The 19,413-nt window shown below is 52.7% G+C and carries 15 protein-coding genes, 1 tRNA gene and 4 pseudogenes; 4 read left to right on the top strand and 16 right to left on the bottom strand.

Annotated elements, in window-relative coordinates; translation table 11 throughout:
• Positions 1–6: 6 nt before the first annotated feature.
• Positions 7–1,038: a tRNA preQ1(34) S-adenosylmethionine ribosyltransferase-isomerase QueA gene (gene queA / locus ACZ5EF_RS16780; protein WP_346061474.1), complete on the bottom strand. Its 1,032-nt coding sequence runs from the start codon at positions 1,036–1,038 to the stop codon at positions 7–9.
• Positions 1,039–1,202: 164 nt separating this feature from the next.
• On the opposite strand from queA, the gene ACZ5EF_RS16775 reads away from it, so the two are divergent.
• Positions 1,203–1,289, top strand: a tRNA-Leu gene (locus ACZ5EF_RS16775).
• 6 nt (positions 1,290–1,295) lie between these two features.
• On the opposite strand, the gene ACZ5EF_RS16770 is transcribed toward ACZ5EF_RS16775, so the two are convergent.
• Positions 1,296–1,826: a site-specific integrase gene (locus ACZ5EF_RS16770; protein WP_346061475.1), complete on the bottom strand. Its 531-nt coding sequence runs from the start codon at positions 1,824–1,826 to the stop codon at positions 1,296–1,298.
• Between the two features lie 142 nt (positions 1,827–1,968).
• Here ACZ5EF_RS16770 and ACZ5EF_RS16765 point away from each other — a divergent pair.
• A pseudogene (locus ACZ5EF_RS16765) lies at positions 1,969–2,283 on the top strand (integrase core domain-containing protein); the annotation flags it as partial.
• A 133-nt stretch (positions 2,284–2,416) separates the two neighbouring features.
• On the opposite strand, the gene trpA reads toward ACZ5EF_RS16765, so the two are convergent.
• Positions 2,417–3,244 carry a tryptophan synthase subunit alpha gene (gene trpA / locus ACZ5EF_RS16760; RefSeq protein WP_346061476.1) on the bottom strand — a complete coding sequence of 276 codons (828 nt, stop codon included), beginning with the start codon at positions 3,242–3,244 and terminating at the stop codon, positions 2,417–2,419.
• An 11-nt stretch (positions 3,245–3,255) separates the two neighbouring features.
• Positions 3,256–4,476, bottom strand: a complete 1,221-nt coding sequence (gene trpB / locus ACZ5EF_RS16755) for a tryptophan synthase subunit beta (RefSeq protein WP_346061477.1) — start codon at positions 4,474–4,476, stop codon at positions 3,256–3,258.
• 112 nt (positions 4,477–4,588) lie between these two features.
• On the opposite strand from trpB, the gene ACZ5EF_RS16750 reads away from it, so the two are divergent.
• Positions 4,589–5,518: a LysR family transcriptional regulator gene (locus ACZ5EF_RS16750; protein WP_346061478.1), complete on the top strand. Its 930-nt coding sequence runs from the start codon at positions 4,589–4,591 to the stop codon at positions 5,516–5,518.
• Here ACZ5EF_RS16750 and ACZ5EF_RS16745 read toward each other — a convergent pair.
• The 12 genes and pseudogenes from ACZ5EF_RS16745 to ACZ5EF_RS16690 all read right to left on the bottom strand — a co-directional run.
• A pseudogene (locus ACZ5EF_RS16745) lies at positions 5,446–5,853 on the bottom strand (integrase core domain-containing protein); the annotation flags it as partial. The gene ACZ5EF_RS16750 and the pseudogene ACZ5EF_RS16745 sit on opposite strands and share 73 nt — an antisense overlap.
• Before the next feature lie 15 nt (positions 5,854–5,868).
• Positions 5,869–6,736, bottom strand: a pseudogene (locus ACZ5EF_RS16740) (leucine zipper domain-containing protein).
• A gap of 320 nt (positions 6,737–7,056) precedes the next feature.
• Positions 7,057–7,686, bottom strand: a complete 630-nt coding sequence (locus ACZ5EF_RS16735; RefSeq protein WP_346061479.1) for a LysE family translocator — start codon at positions 7,684–7,686, stop codon at positions 7,057–7,059.
• Positions 7,687–8,047: 361 nt separating this feature from the next.
• Positions 8,048–8,818, bottom strand: a complete 771-nt coding sequence (locus ACZ5EF_RS16730; RefSeq protein WP_464122404.1) for an SDR family oxidoreductase — start codon at positions 8,816–8,818, stop codon at positions 8,048–8,050.
• Positions 8,819–8,841: 23 nt separating this feature from the next.
• Entirely contained in the window at positions 8,842–10,017 is a 1,176-nt protein-coding gene (locus ACZ5EF_RS16725) for an ATP-grasp domain-containing protein (RefSeq protein WP_346061481.1), read from the bottom strand.
• On the bottom strand, positions 10,014–11,270 hold the full coding sequence (locus ACZ5EF_RS16720) for an ATP-grasp domain-containing protein (protein ID WP_346061482.1): 1,257 nt from the start codon (positions 11,268–11,270) through the stop codon (positions 10,014–10,016). Before ACZ5EF_RS16720 ends, ACZ5EF_RS16725 begins: the two co-directional genes overlap by 4 nt.
• Before the next feature lie 22 nt (positions 11,271–11,292).
• The gene (locus ACZ5EF_RS16715) at positions 11,293–12,264 is read right to left on the bottom strand and encodes a TauD/TfdA family dioxygenase (RefSeq protein WP_346061483.1); all 972 of its coding nucleotides are present in this window, start codon (positions 12,262–12,264) and stop codon (positions 11,293–11,295) included.
• A 167-nt stretch (positions 12,265–12,431) separates the two neighbouring features.
• On the bottom strand, positions 12,432–14,273 hold the full coding sequence (locus ACZ5EF_RS16710; protein WP_346061484.1) for a carbamoyltransferase family protein: 1,842 nt from the start codon (positions 14,271–14,273) through the stop codon (positions 12,432–12,434).
• Entirely contained in the window at positions 14,270–16,381 is a 2,112-nt protein-coding gene (locus tag ACZ5EF_RS16705; protein ID WP_346061485.1) for an iron-containing redox enzyme family protein, read from the bottom strand. The genes ACZ5EF_RS16710 and ACZ5EF_RS16705 overlap by 4 nt, the downstream gene beginning before the upstream one ends.
• A gap of 105 nt (positions 16,382–16,486) precedes the next feature.
• The gene (locus ACZ5EF_RS16700) at positions 16,487–17,548 is read right to left on the bottom strand and encodes a hypothetical protein (RefSeq protein ID WP_346061486.1); all 1,062 of its coding nucleotides are present in this window, start codon (positions 17,546–17,548) and stop codon (positions 16,487–16,489) included.
• Between the two features lie 523 nt (positions 17,549–18,071).
• Positions 18,072–18,323 carry a reverse transcriptase domain-containing protein gene (locus tag ACZ5EF_RS16695; RefSeq protein ID WP_346061487.1) on the bottom strand — a complete coding sequence of 84 codons (252 nt, stop codon included), beginning with the start codon at positions 18,321–18,323 and terminating at the stop codon, positions 18,072–18,074.
• 29 nt (positions 18,324–18,352) lie between these two features.
• A pseudogene (locus ACZ5EF_RS16690) lies at positions 18,353–18,433 on the bottom strand (AAA family ATPase); the annotation flags it as partial.
• Positions 18,434–18,663: 230 nt separating this feature from the next.
• Here ACZ5EF_RS16690 and ACZ5EF_RS16685 point away from each other — a divergent pair.
• Positions 18,664–19,365 carry an acyl-homoserine-lactone synthase gene (locus ACZ5EF_RS16685; RefSeq protein WP_464122398.1) on the top strand — a complete coding sequence of 234 codons (702 nt, stop codon included), beginning with the start codon at positions 18,664–18,666 and terminating at the stop codon, positions 19,363–19,365.
• Positions 19,366–19,413: the final 48 nt, after the last annotated feature.

Genomic DNA, 19,413 nt, shown 5'->3' with positions numbered 1-19,413 from the left:
GGCGGCTCAGCAACCCTGGCGGGTTAAGAACATCGCATCGCCATAGCTGAAGAAGGCATAGCGCTCCTGCACCGCCTCCCGGTAGGCCGCCATCACCTGGTCATAGCCGGCGAAGGAGGAGACCAGCATCAGCAGGGTCGACTCCGGCAGGTGGAAGTTGGTGATCAGCGCATCCACGCAGCGCCACTCATAGCCGGGATAGATAAAGATATCGGTGTCGCCTTGCAGCGGGGCGATCTCGCCGCCGGCGCTGGCGCTCTCCAGGCAGCGCACGCTGGTGGTGCCCACGGCGATCACCCGGCGGCCGGCGGCCTTGGCGGCGCGGACCCGCTCGGAGACCGTCTCGCTCACCTCCACCCACTCGCTGTGCATCTGGTGCTCGCGGATATCGTCGGCGCGCACCGGCTGGAAGGTGCCGGCGCCCACGTGCAGGGTGACGAAGGCGCTCTCCACGCCCTTCTCGGCGAGGCGCTCGAGCAGCGGCTCGTCGAAGTGCAGCCCCGCAGTGGGAGCGGCCACGGCGCCGTCGCGGCGGGCATAGACGGTCTGGTAGCGGTCGCGGTCGCTCAGCTCGTCGTCGCGGGTGATATAGGGCGGCAGGGGCATATGGCCGTGGCGCTCGAGCAGCTCGATCATCGGCGTCTCGCCGAGGAAGCGCAGCTCGAACAGCGCCTCGCGCCGCCCCTCCACCACCGCCTGGATGCCGCCCTCGAAGTGCAGCTCGGTGCCCGGTTTGGGCGACTTGCTGGCGCGCAGATGGGCCAGGCCGCGGTGGGCGTCCAGGGGGCGCTCCAGCAGCATCTCCACCTTGCCGCCGCTGGCCTTGTGGCCGTGCAGGCGGGCGGGAATCACCCGGGTGTCGTTGAACACCAGCAGGTCGCCGGGCGCCAGCATCTCGAGCAGGTCGGGGAAACGGCGATGAGCCAGCTCGCCGCTGTCGCCATCCACGCACAGCAGGCGACAGTCGCTGCGCTGCTCGGAGGGGTAACGGGCGATCAGCTCCTCGGGGAGCTCATAGTGAAAGTCGGCGCGCTGCATGGCGGTTCGGGCTCGTTCGGCTCGGTGGCAGGGGATCGAAACTCGGGCGCTGGGCGCCCGGAAAAAACGCGCCCTAGGATACCCTGTCCTGACCGCCAAGTCAGGCCGCCCGATGCATATCGCGATTGACCTGCCCCGCCGGCCACGTATAATGCCACGCCGTTGCCGGTGTGGCGGAATTGGTAGACGCAGCGGATTCAAAATCCGCCGGGTGCAAGCCCTTGTCGGTTCGAGTCCGACCACCGGTACCAGTAAAATCAGGCACTTAGCGGCTTTTTCTCGTCTGTCGCACCCCTCCTCAGTGCTTGGTCGCAGATGGCCGCATTCAGTCGCGGCAACCTGGCCGCAATATCATCTAGCCCTGCATCGAACATGTGCGCATAGCGCGAGGTGACGATCAGGCTGGAATGCCCCAGCAGATCCCGCACTGTAGTCATGCTCTCGCCGGCCTGGGCCAGCATGCTAGCATAGCTGTGGCGCAGATCATGGAAGTGCAGATCCGGCCGGCCCACTGCCACCCTGGCCTTTTCCCACACCGTGAGCAGCCGATGATAGGACGTTGCGAAGGGCAGCTCCTCCAGCCAGGCCCTGGCATCCTCCGGTACCGGCACCACCCGGGTCTTGCCGCTCTTCGTCTGGTCTGGTCGCAGGAGGATGCGACCATCGTGGACGTTCGAGGCCTCGAGGCTGAGCAACTCCCCCTGGCGCAGCCCGGTCAGCGCCGCCAAGGCGATCACCTTCTTTTCCACCGAGTTCTGGTCGAGGATGGCCTGCAGCAGCTGACTCACTTGCTAGGGCTCGACCATGGGAAGTGAGACGGGCATTCTTATGGGTGTTCATCCGGGCCTCCTGGACGTTGGTTTGGTTCGCACCCCCAGTTTTCCGGGTAGGCTCCGGATGAACAACCTACCGAGAGATCACAGCTAGCCCCATGGCATTGAGCACCGCTTGATCCAGCCTGGACGGCCGCAGACGAATGGCATGCTGGAACGCTTCAACGGCCGTATCAGCGACGTGCTGGCGACTCGGCGCTATACCTCAGCCGAGGGCCTGGAACAGACGCTAAAACGCTACTGTTGGCCGAACAATCACCGCATCCCGCAGAAGGCGCTGCATCACCAGCCGCCTATCACAGCGACGCAAGACTGGGAAGCCAAGCGACCAGAGGTCTTCCACAAACGGGTAATTAATCACCGGGGACCCGACACCTGGGCTACGTGTCATCCTGAGCACACCCTGCGTTAGCTGCGTAAGGTGTGCAAAAACCAGGGGGCATTACAGGAGGATGGAGGAAACCCCGCTTCCTACCCGATGATGCTTCACTATTCTCCCAGACCCGCCATGAGAGTCAGGCCGAGCGACTGCACGATACATGGGCTCATTGATACTTACGTGCTTTATCGACCGCTTCCGCCAGAGAGCGGGTCAGGTCGACCACCGCCTGCGTGCCCTCATCCGGGGTCGCGGCCTTCTCGATACACTCGATCAGTGCGGAGCCAACGACGACGGCATCGGCAAACCTGGCGATACGCTTGGCCTGCTCCGGCGTGCGAATACCGAAGCCGACGCCGATCGGAATATCGGTGTGTTCGCGGATTGCATTCACTTCCGCTTCCACGCGTTCCGGCGTCGGCGCAGCCATGCCAGTGACACCGGTACTGGAGACGTAATAGAGGAAGCCGGACGTGTTCTGCAGCACCAGTGGGAGCCGCTTGGCATCGGTGGTCGGCGCCGCCAGGCGGATGAAGTGGATATTGTGCTCCCGCGCCGGCAGGCAGAGCTCGTCATCATGCTCGGGTGGCAGGTCCACGACGATCAGCCCGTCCACGCCTGCGTCGGATGCTTGGCTCAGGAAGTTCTCCACCCCCATGCGATAGATCGGGTTGTAGTAGCCCATCAATACCAGCGGGATTTCGTTCTCGCGTTCGCGCAAGGCACGCACCATGGCAAGGGTCCTCTGCATATCCTGCCCGGCGTTCAGTGCACGCAGGGATGCTTTCTGGATCGAGGGGCCATCCGCCATCGGGTCGGTAAACGGCATGCCCAGTTCGATCACATCGGCCCCCGCTTCCGGCAATGCCAGCAGGGCTTCCAGGCTAACGTCATAGTCAGGATCGCCGGCGCTGATAAAGGTAACGAGCCCGGTGCGATTGGCGGCTTTCAGCTCCGCGAAGCGGCGTTCGATCCTGTTCTGGTAGTGAGTCATCGCCTCTTTCCTCAAGCTGCTGGCTCATCGGCCAGATAGTCGGTGACGGTTGCCATGTCCTTGTCTCCACGGCCACTCAGGTTGATCACCATGACGTGTTGCTTCGGCAGCGTCGGCGCCAGCTTGATCGCGTAGGCGATGGCATGGGAGGACTCCAGGGCCGGGATGATCCCCTCCAGCCGGCACAGGACCTTGAACGCCTCCAGGGCTTCATCGTCGGTGATGGAAACGTATTCACCACGGCCCACTTCATGCAGCCAGGCGTGCTCGGGACCGATACCGGGGTAGTCGAGCCCGGCCGAGATAGAGTGAGCGTCCTGGATCTGTCCATCATCGGACTGCAGCAGGAAGGTACGGTTACCGTGCAGTACGCCCGGCGCCCCCCCCTTGAGGCTGGCGGCATGCTTGCCGGTATCGATGCCGTGCCCGGCCGCTTCCACACCGATCAGGCGCACGGGCAGGTCCTGGATGAAGGGATGGAACAGACCCATGGCGTTGGAGCCACCACCGATACAGGCGACCAGAGAGTCGGGCAGGCGCCCCTCCTGCTCGGCCACTTGTTCGCGCACCTCCTGGCCGATGACGGCCTGGAAGTCGCGCACCATCTCCGGGTAAGGGTGGGGCCCCGCCACGGTGCCGATGATATAGAAGGTGTTCGCCACGCTGGTGACCCAGTCGCGCAGGGCCTCGTTCATCGCATCCTTCAAGGTACCGGTACCGCTGGTCACCGGAATCACCTTGGCGCCGAGCAGCGTCATGCGCTGCACATTGGGTTGCTGGCGCTCGATATCGGTACTGCCCATGTAGATCACGCACTCCATGCCGAAGCGCGCGGCAACGGTGGCGGTGGCCACGCCGTGCATGCCGGCGCCGGTCTCGGCGATGATCCGCCTCTTGCCCATGCGCCTGGCGAGCAGGATCTGTCCCAGGCAGTTGTTGATCTTGTGCGCGCCGGTGTGCATCAGGTCTTCGCGCTTGAGATAGAGCGTCGCGCCACCGAGATGCTCGGTCAGGCGTTCGGCAAAGTAGAGCGGGCTCTTGCGACCCACATAGTCCCTGCCCAGCGCATTCAGCTCGGCATGGAATTCTGGATCACTCTTTGCTTTCTCGTATTCGACCTGCAGATCCAGGATCAGCGGCATCAGGGTTTCGGCGACGAAACGGCCACCGAAACGGCCGAAGAAGCCGTTTGCGTCGGGGCCGATCTCGGGGGCCTGGCTCAGGGGGCTCATGGCGATAGCTCCATAGGGGATATGCAGCCATGAAGATTAAGCGGATGCCGGGCTAGTAAAAATCGATTATTTTGCATCAATACGTGAGAAAAACTTACCTATGGATGTTCCTATGAGCCACACTTTACCTTCGTTGAACGCACTGAGAGCCTTCAATGAAACAGCCCGTACACTGAGCGTCACACGAGCGGCACAGGCACTGCACGTCACGCATGGTGCCGTCAGCAGGCAGCTTCGCCAGCTCGAAGAGCAACTCGGGGTGAACCTATTCCGGCGTGAAGGGCGGGGGCTAGCACTTACCGGGGAGGGCGAGCTGCTACGTGATTCCACTTCACAGGCGTTCGAGCTGCTGACTCGGGGCTGCGCACAGCTGAAACGGCGCGCCGCAGACGCGCCGGTGGTGCTCGGTTGCTCCGGCAGCTTCCTGGCACGCTGGTTCATTCCGCGCCTGGACCGGCTTCAGACCCAGTACCCGAACCTGAGCCTGCACCTGACCGCCAGCGAGCCGATCAATGGGGAGAACATGCCATGGCCGCTCGACGCTGGTGTCGATGCCGTATTGCGCTTTGCCGAGCCACCCTGGCCTATCGGTGCCCAGGTGATTGACTTGGCGCCGGAACTTATGGGGCCGGTGATGAAGCCAGGCCTGATCGATAAGGACATCGCCATCACCCCCGACATACTGCCGAACCTACCGCTACTGCACACTCAGTCACGCGAACGGGCCTGGTCGCTCTGGCTCTCGGCCCAGGGGCTGGATACCACGAGAATACGCAGGGATCAGGCGTTCGAGCACCTCAACTATTTGCTGGAAGCCGCCCTTGCGGGGCTGGGCGTTGCTATCGCGCCGGCATACCTGGTCGAAGAAGATCTTCGTACCGGCCGACTCATCGCCCCCTGGGGCTTTATCGAAACCCCGGCCCGACTCGGTTTATGGTTGCCCCCAGGCGCACCAGGAACCGCGGTCGGTCAATTGATCGACTGGCTACGGGGCGAGCTTTGTAGCATCACACCCAACGGAGGTGTACCCGATACTCGGTAGATGTCAGGTCCCGTGTGATTAACCACGCACTTGGTAAATAACTTTGGCCGCTTGGCCTGCCACTCCTTCATCGCTAAAATCGGCGATTGATGGTGCAGTGCCTTCTGAGGAATATGGTGATTGTACAGCCAACAGTAGCGTTTTAGCGTCTGTTCCAGGTCCTCGGCTGAGGTATAGCGCCGAGTCGCCAGCACGTCGCTGATACGGCCGTTGAAGCGTTCCACCATGCCATTCGTCTGCGGCCGTCCAGGCTGGATCAGGCGGTGCTCAATGCCATGGGGCTAGCACTCCTGATTGAAGGGATGGTGGCCAACCGGTTGTGACGCGTGTGCGGTCGGTCATAGACATCGTCACGGTACCGCCAGCGCTGGATAGTCGCGGTGGAGACGCCCACTGTGTAAACCCACCAGGTTGTTCACGGAAAGTCCCAGCCGACTAACCGGAGGGTGGTAATCCAGGCTGGCATGCGGTCGATGCCAGTTGTACTGATGAAGCCAGGCCGGCAGATGCCGGCCCCGCTGCTCCGAGCTGTCATAGGGTCGCGCCTAGGTGTTTAGTCCCGGGGTGTAATGGTCGATGGTACGAACCATTGTCCGAGGAGGATCCATGGCTCAAGTACTTCATCAACGCGCCAAGACCACACACGCCATCCGGTCTCATCGGGGTAACGGGTGCCAAAGGCCACCTGCGAGTGATCATCGATGGCGATGTGGACATACTCCCACCCAGCACCGCGAGTGCTCTGCTGACGATCGCCGGTCACACGGTGCCCCGGGCGCTCGAAACGGCCGAGCTTCTTGATATCCAGATGCACGAGGTCCCCGGGCGCCTCGTGCTCATAGCGATTAGCTGGACGAGCAGGCGCCAGGACCGCTAGGCGATTCAGCCCCGCGCGTTTCAGAATCCTGGCCACCGTACTGTGACCGACGCCCAGCGCTTGGGCGATCTGGCGGTACGTCTGGCGCTGCTGACGACGCGCGATGATGTGCTCTACCACTGCAGCATCTGTTGCGAAGGGGCTGCGCTCAGGCGTGATGAGCGATCCTGAAGGCCGGCCTCGCCCGCTTCACGAAACCGGCGTACCCACTTGTAGACGGTCCGCACGCTGACGCCTTGCGCCTGGGCGACCTCCTCGGGCCGCAGCCCTTCTTCGAGGACTCGGCGGACCAGCAGGGCGCGACCATGGGGAGTGAGACGGGCATTCTTATGGGTGTTCATCCGGGCCTCCTGGAGGTTGGTTTGGTTCGCACCCCCCAATTTTCCGGGTAGGCTCCGGATGAACAACCTACCGAGAGATCACAGCTAGCTCGCTATCCGTGATGCTCGAGGGCGCTGTCTGGATCTCGGCACGAATCTCCGGTGTCGCGGTCGCTTGTTATGCAGCTTGATGCCCATGAAGCTGCTCCCGAATGAATTGCTAAAGAAGCTCCCTGGCGGCTAACAGAGGATAGCTCCTATAGCTCAATTGGTCATCCGGGAGCTGACAATTAGAGGATATCCTGATTTTATAAATATAAAGCTCATTTAGATTAGGTGAGTTATTCACGAAGAATGAGGTCGATAGCGAAAAAACCAAGGACAGAGCCCGAGAGAATCTGCTGGGTTCGCATCGCGGAGGGACGTTCTGAGAGAAATGCACTGACTGACGAGGCAGCCAAGACAATCATACCATTGATGGTTACAGCTATAACAATCTGAATAAATCCAAGTTGAATGAACTGTTCAAGGGTCGACCCCGCAGTGACGTCGATAAACTGCGGGATCAAGGCCGAGTACATTAGTGCGATCTTCGGATTCAAAAGGTTCGTCACCAAACCCATCGTAAAGAGTCGCAGTGGGGAATGAGGCGAAAGTTCTTGTGCCTTGAATGGCGATAACCCTTGCGGACGCAGCATATTCCATGCTAGATATCCCAAGTATATTGCTCCGGCGATCCGGATGATGTCGTAAGCTATTGGAACAGTCTTGAACAAGGTAACAAGACCCAGCGCGGAAGCCAATAAGTAAAAAACAAACCCGAGTGCCACTCCCGCCAACGAAGTCAGACCAGCAAGGCGTCCTTGCGATATGGCTCGAGAAGTCAAATACATCATGTTGGGGCCTGGGGTCAAAACCATTCCAAGAGCGATAATGGCCACACCAAGTATGCTTTCATGAGAGACCATCATTTAAAACTCCTTAAATGAATACAGATGAACTGATAACGAGGGTGCCAATGCCCATCATTAGCTATTTCCGGGTGATGGGACTGCTTCAAGAAGCACTGCCCATGACAACGAACGGACCGCTTGCCGTTCGCGCCCGGAAGGTGGGATGGCAACAAAGCATCGATTCACTGCCAGCACACTAGGGCATCCATCTGGGCCAGGAAACCCTTTCGGATCGTGACCTTCTTCCGATACTGGTAATCAGCCGGGGTAAAGGAGAACTTCTTCATCGGGCGACTCCTTTCAGGCAGTGGTAGGAACTCAAGATTATACCCCGCCGATGGCTGACACTCAGCTACGGCGGGATATATGCAGCCTTTCCTTAATTTAGGAAAGAGTCGGGCTTATGTACAGAATCATGCCAATTGAGAGCACCTCGAAACAGAGCATGCTGCGCTCTCTGAGCTACCGGCCGAACTACTAGTTCGTCAATGTTGACATGAGGCGGAAGGTTGGAAACCATCAATACAACCTGAGCAACATCTTCCGCTGTCAAGGGCCGGTCAACGTCCTTATATACAGCACTGGCCCTATCCGCGTCACCCTGGAGTCGATTCAACGAAAACTCTGGAGTATGCACCATTCCTGGTAATAGTTCAGTAATACGCACAGGCTCGCCCTTCATCTCAAGGCGGAGAGACTGAGTGAGGGCCCTCTGAGCGCTCTTTGCAGCGCAATAGCCAGCACCTCCTTCGTAACCTCCTAGCGCAGCAGTAGAGGTGATATTGATAACACACCCCTGAGACTCTATAAGGCGGGGCAGGAATATTTGAGTTAACCGAAGAGTTCCTAGTACATTGACATTGTACATTTTCACCCAGTCATCAACATCAGCCTCCTCTACAACATCAACACCAAACGCACCTCCAGCACAGTTTACCAGAAGATCACAGGTTCTAACACATTTAAAATCTTCAACAGATGCCTTGGTTACATCCAGATCAATAGCATGGCCATTGATTTCAGAAGCGATTTCATCAAGACGATCACGTCGCCGAGCTACAAGGAAGACTTCCCAACCGAATTCAGCCAATAACCGAGCACAGGCCTCGCCTATACCGCTACTAGCACCTGAAATGACCGCTGTTTTCATGAATATTTCCTCCGTTGCATTGGTCAAGACAGTTTTCCTATAAGCTTACACATGTCTTTTTCCAGTTCAAGCCTTTGTGTGTTTCTGAGCCGAAGGCGGGTCTTGGCTCCCTCATAAATCCCACTTGCTGACAGGGAATTCTCGGGACGAGACCAATACAAACTTAGTACCTCACAATCTATTGTGCACTTCGAGTGAGAAATTAGCCATGCTCCGCGCTCACCATAAATTGGACGACCATCATAGCTATTTTTCCTAGCCATATCGCGATACCTAGTAGATTCAAAAACCTGTAACTCCCAAGCTATACCTAGTAGATCTATTCCTCTAATATCTCGCCAGATGAATGGAATTTCAGCCCCGCCTACACGTGCACCTATCTCCAAGAAAACCAGTTCTTCGCCGGTATCGAACAACTCAAGATGAAAAACAATCTCTTTTTTTGGAGAAAATACACCTAGCAACTCAGACGCACTATTTACAATTTCATCTTCATCACTACCTGCAGGAAGCTCAATACTCCCAAGCGGGCTGTACGGGCCATACTCAGCACAATTGTTGACATAGGTTGAAGCAGTAGCAACCACTATTCTCTGTCCATCCCACCACCCGTCGACATGTATAATAGGAGAAGAGCAATAGACTTGCGCAATCATAGGTTCTGAATATATCATCTCCTTACCCTGGATATCTTCTGGGCAACGAAGTATTCTGACACCTCTACTAGCTGTGCCATATCGGGGTTTGATGACGAGAGGGTACCCAAACTCGTTGGCTATCAACTCAATGGACTCAACCGAGTCCACTCCGACAGTTGGTAGAACACTAATAGAGTTTTGCCGAGAAGCGATATCAGCCATCATCAGCTTGTCTCGGAACTGCTCGGCCCATGTCCTATGATCCCCTCGTAGCCCATATTGCTCTCGAACCGATGCTGCCGATAGCAAATCTCCCTCATTAAGAGCAACGACCAACGTGGGAATACCATGTTGACCAATGATCCTCTCAATCTCCTTATGAACAGCAACCGGATCATCCATAGAATCAATGGTAGAAAAAGATGCAAGACGTTCTTGAGGAAGAGACGGCACTGATTCGGGCGTACAAAGCGCCCGAATCATAAGTCCTGAAGGAAGTGGGTAGTTATCATAAATCGCCTGAGCACCAGCCCAGCGATGAAAACAAAGCACATAGCTCATGGTTGTGGCTCGATGATAAAATGCACGCCTTCTACAAGATCGTTTGCAATGGCTACGGCATCCTCGCGAGATGCCCCTGTAGCCAGTACATATCCAGAAACGCAGTCAGCTACAGTGTTTAGTGGTGGGATGTATTCACCTTCATGTTTCTGTATCACAACAGCATTCTTGGCGTCATCCAGTTCGAACAGATAAGGCAGGAATACCAAAGGCGTCTCACCTACTTTTGTACGGCGCACGTCCACATCGGGCGCAAGGTTTAAATTTACTTCTTTCACCGTTCCTGGTGCTGGAACAAAGAATTGAATAGCAGCACCGGCAATAGGCTCAGGTGAAACCTCAGGCAGGTTGTCAATGCCAAGCGGTACAGTAAGGAACATTCTATTTAGGTCCAGACCAAACGCCCTTTTAACTAGTGATGGAGCACCGGAGCCGGCTAATCGAGCATGCGATTCAAGAATCCGCGGACCTTTCTTGGTCAACACAAATTCACTATGAGAAGGTCCCTCTTCTAACTCCAGTACATCCAATAAACGACATGTCATCGACCTTAGCTCGCTCAGCCAGGGTTTTGCTGCGGTGCTAGGAGTACTCACTTCCCATTCAACGTACCTATCATTCATGCGATATTCTGAATAACCAATAGGTATATGCTGTCTGGCAAAGGAAAAAGAGTCAACACTTACAACAGGCCCCTCCAGATACTCTTCGATAATAATATTCTTAACACCAGCTGCTTCAAGCGCTTTAAGAGCTGAAAATACGGACTGTTCATCTTCACACGGATGAATATGAAGGCTTGCAACACCCTCAGCAGGCTTGAGAACAGAGCGCCCATATCGATTGACGAACTCAATGGCATCTTCTTTACAATCAACACGACTATAAGCCACAGGGCTCAGATCATGAGCTGCTAGTAAGTCACGCATGGCCAACTTATCTTTTAGCAAGTGAGCCGTCTTGTAGGATACTCCGGCAAGTCCAAAATGATCCACAGCCTTTCCGGTCGACTCACCAGCGACCTCAGTCGTCGTAATTATGCGATCAAAAGGTCGCTGAAGATGCAGTTCTTCAAGAGCATTAATGACAGCATTACCATCTGTTATATCAGCATGCACAATCTTTTCGCAGTGAGCTACTATCTCTTGTTCGTATGCACCCTCTTCATGAACCAAGACAACATCTATACCAAGCTTTTTGGCTCCATAAATAGGTGCAGGACGCCCACCGATTACAGCAACACGCTTATTCATTACTTTTCACTCCAGTGACTAATTAAAGTCTATTGTCAAATTTCAATGAGCTTCCATATACCCGGCGTAGCCACCTGGCTTCCCCATTCACAAATGGCTGGAATGCTTTTCTCCGATGAAGGACTTGTGTATTCTTGAAGACAAAGAAATCTCCCGGCTGCAATACAACTGATATTCCATTGATGCTCTTAAGAAATTGACTGAGTTCTCTTAGAGCCCTCCCGCTTGCCTGATCATTGGCCTCAACAATGCCCTCATCAAATCGGAGACAACAACCTTTTTCTGAGCGCTCGAGAAGCGGAAATATTCTCTTCTCTCCAGAATGCCCCTCATTTGAAGAAGGGGCACTAAATGTATAAGATGGTTTTTGAAGCTCTGAAACCACCCAGCTAGGCAAATTCCCCAATATGTGGTCTACGCACGCTATATCAGTAGACGCACCCTCCTGGTTTCGTACCGTCGTAAAGGCAAGGAAACTAGGTACACAAGCAGTTATATCATCAGAATCTCCTAAAAATGGCCAATTTGGATTGTCAGTATGCCAGAAAAACTCGACATCAGATCCCCATGAGCTTGTGGTTCCTATTGCCTCAGAAACAGGTACGACGTTCCTCACGATCTTACCATTATTCTCGTAATCGACAGCATGTGGGTGAATGCCTAAAAGGTACAGCATTCCGAAGTGAAGCAAATCAAAATCGAGCACACACAATTCATCTGCAAGATAACCATTTGTCGGCGTGCAAACATCCGTATGTAACGGAAGCCCTCGAAGCAAAAGAGCTTTATGATCACTTTCTACAAAGTTGCAAACTTCATCTAATGTTTCACTATCGAGCACTTCTCTTAGCCACTCCTGGCCGACCATTCCTACCTCATCTGCTTGATGGGGCATCTGATTTAACTTACTACGGAAGTGTTCAAGCATCTCTAGCCCAGGATTCTTTATCTCCACAACCTTTAAGATAGAACCCTCAGATATGTTATCAAACATGGCAATCACACTTTCGTAATCAGATATGAATCAGCCTTGGGATCCGGCCTGTTGGAGAATCGCTTGTTTTTTCTAATTATCACCCCAAAGGGGAGAACAAGAGCAAGCATCAGATATTTCAAACCATACCCTCCTTGGTTTTTAACACTTTTGACCTATGAGCAACATTAATCCAATGGAATGCTCTGACGCCAGTCAACATCCTCTTTAAATTGAGGTTGCTCTGACTTTTCAAGATAAAACCCCCCAATGGCTAAAGCATCCATATTAGTACGCATGAAACAACGGTATGCTTCGAATGCAGTATTTACAATAGGCTCTCCGCGAACATTGAATGACGTGTTCACTAGGACAGGGCATCCTGAATATTTATAAAATCTCTCTAAAAGTGCACGAAAGCGGGGATTTCGTTCAGAATCTACAGTTTGAACACGAGCCGAAAAGTCAACATGAGTAATTGCGGGCAAATCACTACGTGCAACCTTCAGAAGGTCAATTCCCGTAAGGTTATAAATGTCATCTGAAGTCTTCCGCCGTATCTTGTTGGCAACCGGTGAAACCATAAGCATGTACGGACTTTCATCAACAATATCGAAATACTCGTTGGCCTTTTCTGCAAGCACCACAGGGGCGAAAGGACGGAATGACTCCCGGAATTTAATACGCAGGTTCATTGTTGACTGTGTATCTTCACGGCGTGGATCACCCAATATAGACCTAGAACCTAGAGCGCGAGGTCCGAACTCCATTCGTCCCTGAAACCATCCAACGACACCACCGCTGGATATTTTACTTATGATCTTCTCATCTAGGTCGGCTTCTGACAGCCTGTGGTAGATCGCTCCACAGCAGTCCAAATCTGCCTGGATATCCTCCTCAGCATACTCTGGCCCAAGAAGGGCTCCACTCATTCCATCGGTTGAGCCAATTGACAATTCACGAGACATCACAGCACGATGTTTTCTATCCGATAGAATCGCCGCACCTATAGAGCCTCCTGCATCTCCTGCGGCAGGCTGAATCCAGATCCTATCGAAAGTTTTCTCACGAGAGATGATACCGTTAGCCACGCAGTTTAGTGCGACACCTCCCGCCATGCATAGTGACTTCTCCCCAGTCAGTTGGCGAGCAGTCATAGCCAACCTCGACACCACGATTTCAGTAACTCTCTGAATCGAGGCTGCCAAATTGAATTCTCGCTCAGTAAGTGGTGCTTCGGGCATACGACGAGGCCCTCCGAAGAGCTTCTCAAATGCAGTCCCAGTCATCACATCACCTTTTATGAACTCAAACTTTTTCCAGTCGAGCCTGAAGCTTCCATCAGGTTTTACGTCAATCAATTCCCCAAGGATTTTATCAGCATATATAGGCCTCCCATAGGGAGCCAAGCCCATAAGTTTGTACTCACCCGAGTCGACCTTAAACCCGCAGAAATAGGTAAATGCTGAATAAAGAAGTCCAAGAGAGTGTGGGAAAGATATCTCAGCAATCTGATGAATCCCATCGCTTCGTCCATGCCAAATACTTGTAGTTGCCCATTCTCCGACACTATCAATGCATAAGACTGCTGCACTTTCAAATGGACTAGGAAAGAAAGCAGAAGCAGCATGCGAAGCGTGATGGGCATGAACATCTACGATTCTTTGATCACGATCACCCAGGTCCTTCAGATTTTTTACTACTTCACGACCCATGCGACGTTTGGTCGATATCCATTCGCCGAGAATTGGTGCAAATCTTATTGCAGAACTAAACCCCGCAACAGCTGCCGTTGAAACGACCCTTTTAAACTTAAGCCCGGGGTCTTCATAGTAGGCCACACAGTCTATGTCCGAGAGCTGAATTCCAGCGTGATCCAGAACAAAAGAAATCGCATTCTTTGGGAAGGACGAATCATGCCGAATACGGCTGAAACGTTCCTCTTGGGCAGCTGCGACAATTTTCCCATCAACAACCAATGAGGCTGCACTGTCGTGATAAAAGGCAGATATACCAAGGGTGCTGGTCATAACATAGAACTCACTGTTTTCCGAACCTTTCTTATAAATGATTGCTCCTTAGGAGGGTTTAGAGCAACATAACCTGTGCACACACGCTCCCAATACACTGCACGATCATCCTTGGTCAAAACTGACATATAAGCATCGATACTAGCGACAGCCCATGCTGAATGACCGGTAGCGATATTATCTATTGAATTGTGTAAATCGACGAAAACTGTTGGATATCCATAGGCCGATAAAGCCCTATGGGTTCGACGATAACCTCCACCAACTCCGGAAAGCTCCATCGCCAAGTTAAGGCCAAGGATTTCTGGCCAGTAGGACTGTGGGTATCGCCCTATAGAAAGCCAAAAGACCGGCAACTCGAAGTCTTTATCTTTAAAGCAATATGAATTGGCGTAACTCGGGTCTGAAGTGGCGGGTAATTCACCATAAATCACCCGAAGTAGTTCACGATAGATCACTGGATGGTTCTGTTCGTAAATACCATTGCCCAACTCATCAAAGAACGTTTCAAAAAGGGTATATCCAGAGTCAGATGTGCCCATTGATGGATGCGCAAAACCTGCCAACCAAGCTCCATCTATCATCGTAAGCGGAGCGAGTGATAGAACATCAGCAATCACCTCTTCTCGCGACGGTATCTCGTATGGCTCATCTAGGGATCTATTCGAATCCAAGTGCTGGCTGTGAAGCCAATCACGAAGGCAACCCAGTGTCCATTCACGGGGGAGCGGACACTGCCCTTTTTCGACACCACGTGAAGCGCGTAACAGCCATTTTTTGATGTACTTCCGAGCGTATACTTGATCGCCAAGAGAAATTTCGGTATGCATTAGGCGGGAATATGCTTGGCGAGCTCTAATCGAACTGTTATCCCCCGGGGGGGCCTTATCAATATTCGCGGCCTTGGGGAACCCCCCTGCATCCTTCCACAAAAGATAAGCCGCAGGCTGTAGAGGGGCATTCTCGTAAGGTAAACCAGCTATCCAGCGGTGGAGAATTGTAATGTCATCTCGGCTGAATATCCGGAACATCTTCCCACGTGATGAGATCAAACCATTGAGTAAAGGGCTTTGCGCGGGATTTCCAGCCCTAACGAATGAGCTAGCAGCAAGGTGCTCCAAGAAGGACAAAGCATCGTCCTGAGCAAGCAAAGCTTGCATGGACATTTTGTTCAGTTTCGTTCTCTCATGATAAAGACAAGCTTCTGGTTTGCGACGGGAAATCAAATGTCGTGCGGCTTCTCTGGGATCTAACCAGCGAGATAGAATATTGAGTAGGTTCTCGTTCAGTGCTTCAGTTTGATGGCGCGCCCAAGCGTAGCCATCGAACACAGCACCCACCTCCTCCTCGCCGAATTCCTCCAAATATTCCAGTACAGCATCCTCAGCATACTGACGTAACTCCACTTTACCACTTGAAGGGTTCATTCCAAGGTCTAGGAAGTCGCGAACAGAGGATTTTTCCCCCGAAATTAATTCTAAGGGAGGCAAAATCCCACAGTGCCTTAAATACAAGTTTGCTCCAAGAATCTGCCCTGCCAAAGATTCAGGGAAGTGGCTTAAAACAACCAAATTCGCTGCAAAACTAAAGGCACCTTCAGATACCCTGGCATCCTCAGCAGTGTGTAACAAATCAATTCCTGCATCCGCCACAGAGAGATCACGGAGTACTTCGAAGTAATGGTCAAGACGACTCGCGCCCGGCTGTCCAGCACCAATGTCAATGGCATGAATCCTTAGAGCCGACATAGCATAAGGACTCTCATTGTTCCAATTGCCACAAACAGAATGTAGAAGATACTGACTCGAGATAAGAAACGGCGCCATATCTAACGCCGCTTTCGAGCGGAGTGCATAGTCGCTCTCCTCATCATCCTTGATTGAGATTGCCAGATCCGAAAACCTTGCTCGATAGGACGACAGGCGCTCTCGTGACGTACAGGCCAGTCTATTTAGCACTTCCGCATTAGCAAAGTTACAAATTGACAAGCCTGGTTCAAGCGTCAGCGACAAGCAGTTACGAATATCCACTGCACAGAACATCTGCCGGACTTCATCACCAGCCTCAGCGCCCAAAAACCTGGAAAAATTCTGCCGACTAGTATTCATTAGTACATCGGGTATATCGAGGAGCTGTTCTTTCCCTTGGCCTTCTTCTTACGCTTAAAAATCGAGCCAAGTACCTTGAAAATTCTCTTGATCATTTAAGTCGTCCTATGATGACTGGATATAATTATGGATTGCACTCGCCACAACATCATTGCCATGATCTGTAAAGTGTGCTCGATCTACAAACAGCCAGTCGGTAGATAGACGCTTCTGCAGGTCGTCAACAAGATTTCCGAAAGGAATTCTCATTTCTACACAAGCTTTAGACAAGCTATCAGCGTAATGCTCTGCCACATGCTTGCCGGATATGTCTCCATAGAGTTTCTCCCAGGTGCCCAGCTTCGATATAGCATCTAATTCGTCGAAAAGAGTTTTCTCTTCAGCACATGGTTCGCGCACCCAAGTTGCAAGAGGCTGTAGAACAAATGTGAGTTCTGCACCAAGAGCGGAGGAAATCATGCGCCAGATTTTCAACCGGCAAAGCATCTCTTGAACTGCTCGCTCAAGCGTCTCTTGGACAGGAGGCACAGAAGTTACTTCAGCAGGCCACTTTGGCAAGCTGGTCTTAGGTAAGACACCTCCATTCTCTTCAGCGATCTCATCAAACTTCTCGTAGTATTCTCCACAAAAGTAGAAAGGCGGCAAGTTTCCACGTACAAACTCTGGCAATCGAGCCATCACAAGCGTATTGAAACCACCCATGATTACGATGCGTTTGATTTTTGAGATTCTGTGAGAATGCAAAATAAACAGCAATAGCTCCTGAGCCGAGTTAAAGCAATGACCTGCAAGATTCAGCCAGGGCGTGCCATCAGGGTCTCTCTTTGCCAGTCGGCTAACAACAGATGTTGCATCACTAGTCGACCCATATCCAAGGGCTGGCGATCCTCCAACCAGCAAATTGACGGGCATCTGTGATGAGCCCAAGGTATTGAGCGTTCCGACACTAATCCTGCCTCCATCGCAATCATGAGAGAAGCGGAATCCTAGTGAATCCGTATTAATCGCATCTGACTGAAAGCCTGCAGGATTAAAGCTCATAATATAGGGCAGGTATTGCGCACTAGCACGACTCGCAAAACGATCATAATCAAGCATTTGCGGCGTCATTTTGGCACGTGATAGATTAGGATCATTTAGCGCCGGGCGCTTTCTGACTCTAAGCATAAACCATCCTTGGCATGTGTTTATGTGTTAAGACAAAGTGCTTTTTAGCACCACAACAATCACTGGGCTTGTCAACCTCTGCACTATGGAAACCTTAGTAGGTCTTCGCCATGCGAGCACATTCAAGCCACCCGATTCCATATGAAACAGAATTCCTCTGCGAGCAGTATGTTGAGCCTTTTGAATGCTTCAACAACCTATATTGTGAAATTATCAAAACTCTAGCTGCTGCGCACCTGTTCTAGAGTACAGGATCTGTAAGGATGGTGGTCTTGATATATAATAGGTGCGCGATCCACAAAAACCATCTACCCGTCCGACAAATATCTGATCACACTGGTACCTCCCATCAAACGGAGGAGAACGAGATGGAGCTGACATGCTGCAGAGCAGGGCCTGGCCATGCTGCTGGCCTGGGAGCCACACCTCCTTGCGGACTTCCCCCTCTCCCACTGCCCGGCGTCCAATACTAATCCTTGAGCCACTTGCCGATCATGCGGAGGACCACACTGTTCTTCACTCGTTACTGCAGGAACGCGCGCAGGTGCTGGTGGACGATCGTGTCGAAGAAGGCTTGGATGTCCAGGTCAATGACCCAGTCGCAGCCCATCGACGAGAGGCCATCCCACACTGTCTTGACCGTCTGATGTGCCGAGAGTCCCGCCTGGAATCCATACGAACAGTCGAGAAAGTCGTGCTCGTAGAGCGGTTCCAGCAGGACCACTACGGCACGCTGCAGGATCTTGCCCTCGATGGTGGTGAGCCAATCTGTCAACGCCAATGGTCGCTGAAGATCTCGCCTCAATCCATGAATGACTTGTTCGATGTCACGATGGTGCTGGCCCGCTTGTAGCGCCGGTTGACCGATCGGAAGAACAGGCTGGCCTATTGTCGACCCCGGAGCTATAAGCCCGTAAAGGATTGGCGGACTCCTTTGCAGATTTATGCCGAGGTGATACAGAAATCCGTCGTCGGCCCTGACACTTTTCTATAGTGTTGCGCTTGGAGATTGAGACCACCTAGTCTAGGAACAACTGTCCTATAGGACAGGTTTTCTTTACTCATCGGGTAGCTTTAGTGTCATAATTTTCACTCGTCTGTACTAGGGGGCTGCTATGATAACTTTGCCATGTAGTATTAAGGTTCAGGGGGTTGAGGTTCGATTTTTTCGATCCGGTGATGTCAGCAAAAATATCATGCACGACATATATCAAAAGAGAAAACGGGCCTTTATAGACAGAAGGGGGTGGGATATAAGAACTTATGATGGCGGTGATTTTGAGGTTGATCAGTTTGATGATCCAACTACTATCTACATCACAACTTGGCACGATGAAGTGTCGGGTTGCGTTCGTTTAAGACCTTACAACTCTCCCAATCTGACCGCCTGCTGTTTTTCATGGCTGATCAATGGCTCTTCATGTGGCGAGAAAGTGATCAGTTTAGATCATGAGGCGGACTTCTGGGAAGCTTCGAGGTTTTTTGTCTCGCCGAACTTTGATTTTTTGGGGGGGGGGCGTTCTGATATTAGAATGCATGTACTGCTTCTGGCTATGTTAAAGTTTGCTATCCAGGGGAGGGTTTCGAAATATGCGGTTATAGTAGACGACCTTATGATGCGGTTGCTAAGGATGTCCGGGTGGAATCCTATGCTTCTAAACTCTGGAGCCGGTTCTAATGCTGAGAGAATCCATTACTGCCATCTTCCTTGTAATACCAGTTCTTATCTATCTGTTCTACGTAGAGCTCAGGGTTCTTTCTCTTTCCCGAGCAGAGCAGTTAATTCTATAGGAAACCCATTTCCCTCGTCTTGTTAGTGGTGGATAATTTCGCCTGATAGGTTGGGAGTAAAACTCCCAGCCTAA

The sequence above is a fragment of the Bisbaumannia salifodinae genome, assembly GCF_055388505.1.
The sequence above is the reverse complement of the archived record's forward strand: the minus strand, read 5'-3'. Positions and strand labels throughout refer to the sequence as shown.

What these genes read in the sequence shown, in the direction of transcription:
- queA (WP_346061474.1), bottom strand. Translation starts at nt 1,038, where the DNA reads ATGCAGCGCGCCGACTTTCACTATGAGCTCCCCGAGGAGCTGATCGCC.
- trpA (WP_346061476.1), bottom strand. Translation starts at nt 3,244, where the DNA reads ATGACTCACTACCAGAACAGGATCGAACGCCGCTTCGCGGAGCTGAAA.
- trpB (WP_346061477.1), bottom strand. Translation starts at nt 4,476, where the DNA reads ATGAGCCCCCTGAGCCAGGCCCCCGAGATCGGCCCCGACGCAAACGGC.
- ACZ5EF_RS16750 (WP_346061478.1), top strand. Translation starts at nt 4,589, where the DNA reads ATGAGCCACACTTTACCTTCGTTGAACGCACTGAGAGCCTTCAATGAA.
- ACZ5EF_RS16735 (WP_346061479.1), bottom strand. Translation starts at nt 7,686, where the DNA reads ATGATGGTCTCTCATGAAAGCATACTTGGTGTGGCCATTATCGCTCTT.
- ACZ5EF_RS16730 (WP_464122404.1), bottom strand. Translation starts at nt 8,818, where the DNA reads ATGAAAACAGCGGTCATTTCAGGTGCTAGTAGCGGTATAGGCGAGGCC.
- ACZ5EF_RS16725 (WP_346061481.1), bottom strand. Translation starts at nt 10,017, where the DNA reads ATGAGCTATGTGCTTTGTTTTCATCGCTGGGCTGGTGCTCAGGCGATT.
- ACZ5EF_RS16720 (WP_346061482.1), bottom strand. Translation starts at nt 11,270, where the DNA reads ATGAATAAGCGTGTTGCTGTAATCGGTGGGCGTCCTGCACCTATTTAT.
- ACZ5EF_RS16715 (WP_346061483.1), bottom strand. Translation starts at nt 12,264, where the DNA reads ATGTTTGATAACATATCTGAGGGTTCTATCTTAAAGGTTGTGGAGATA.
- ACZ5EF_RS16710 (WP_346061484.1), bottom strand. Translation starts at nt 14,273, where the DNA reads ATGACCAGCACCCTTGGTATATCTGCCTTTTATCACGACAGTGCAGCC.
- ACZ5EF_RS16705 (WP_346061485.1), bottom strand. Translation starts at nt 16,381, where the DNA reads ATGAATACTAGTCGGCAGAATTTTTCCAGGTTTTTGGGCGCTGAGGCT.
- ACZ5EF_RS16700 (WP_346061486.1), bottom strand. Translation starts at nt 17,548, where the DNA reads ATGCTTAGAGTCAGAAAGCGCCCGGCGCTAAATGATCCTAATCTATCA.
- ACZ5EF_RS16685 (WP_464122398.1), top strand. Translation starts at nt 18,664, where the DNA reads ATGATAACTTTGCCATGTAGTATTAAGGTTCAGGGGGTTGAGGTTCGA.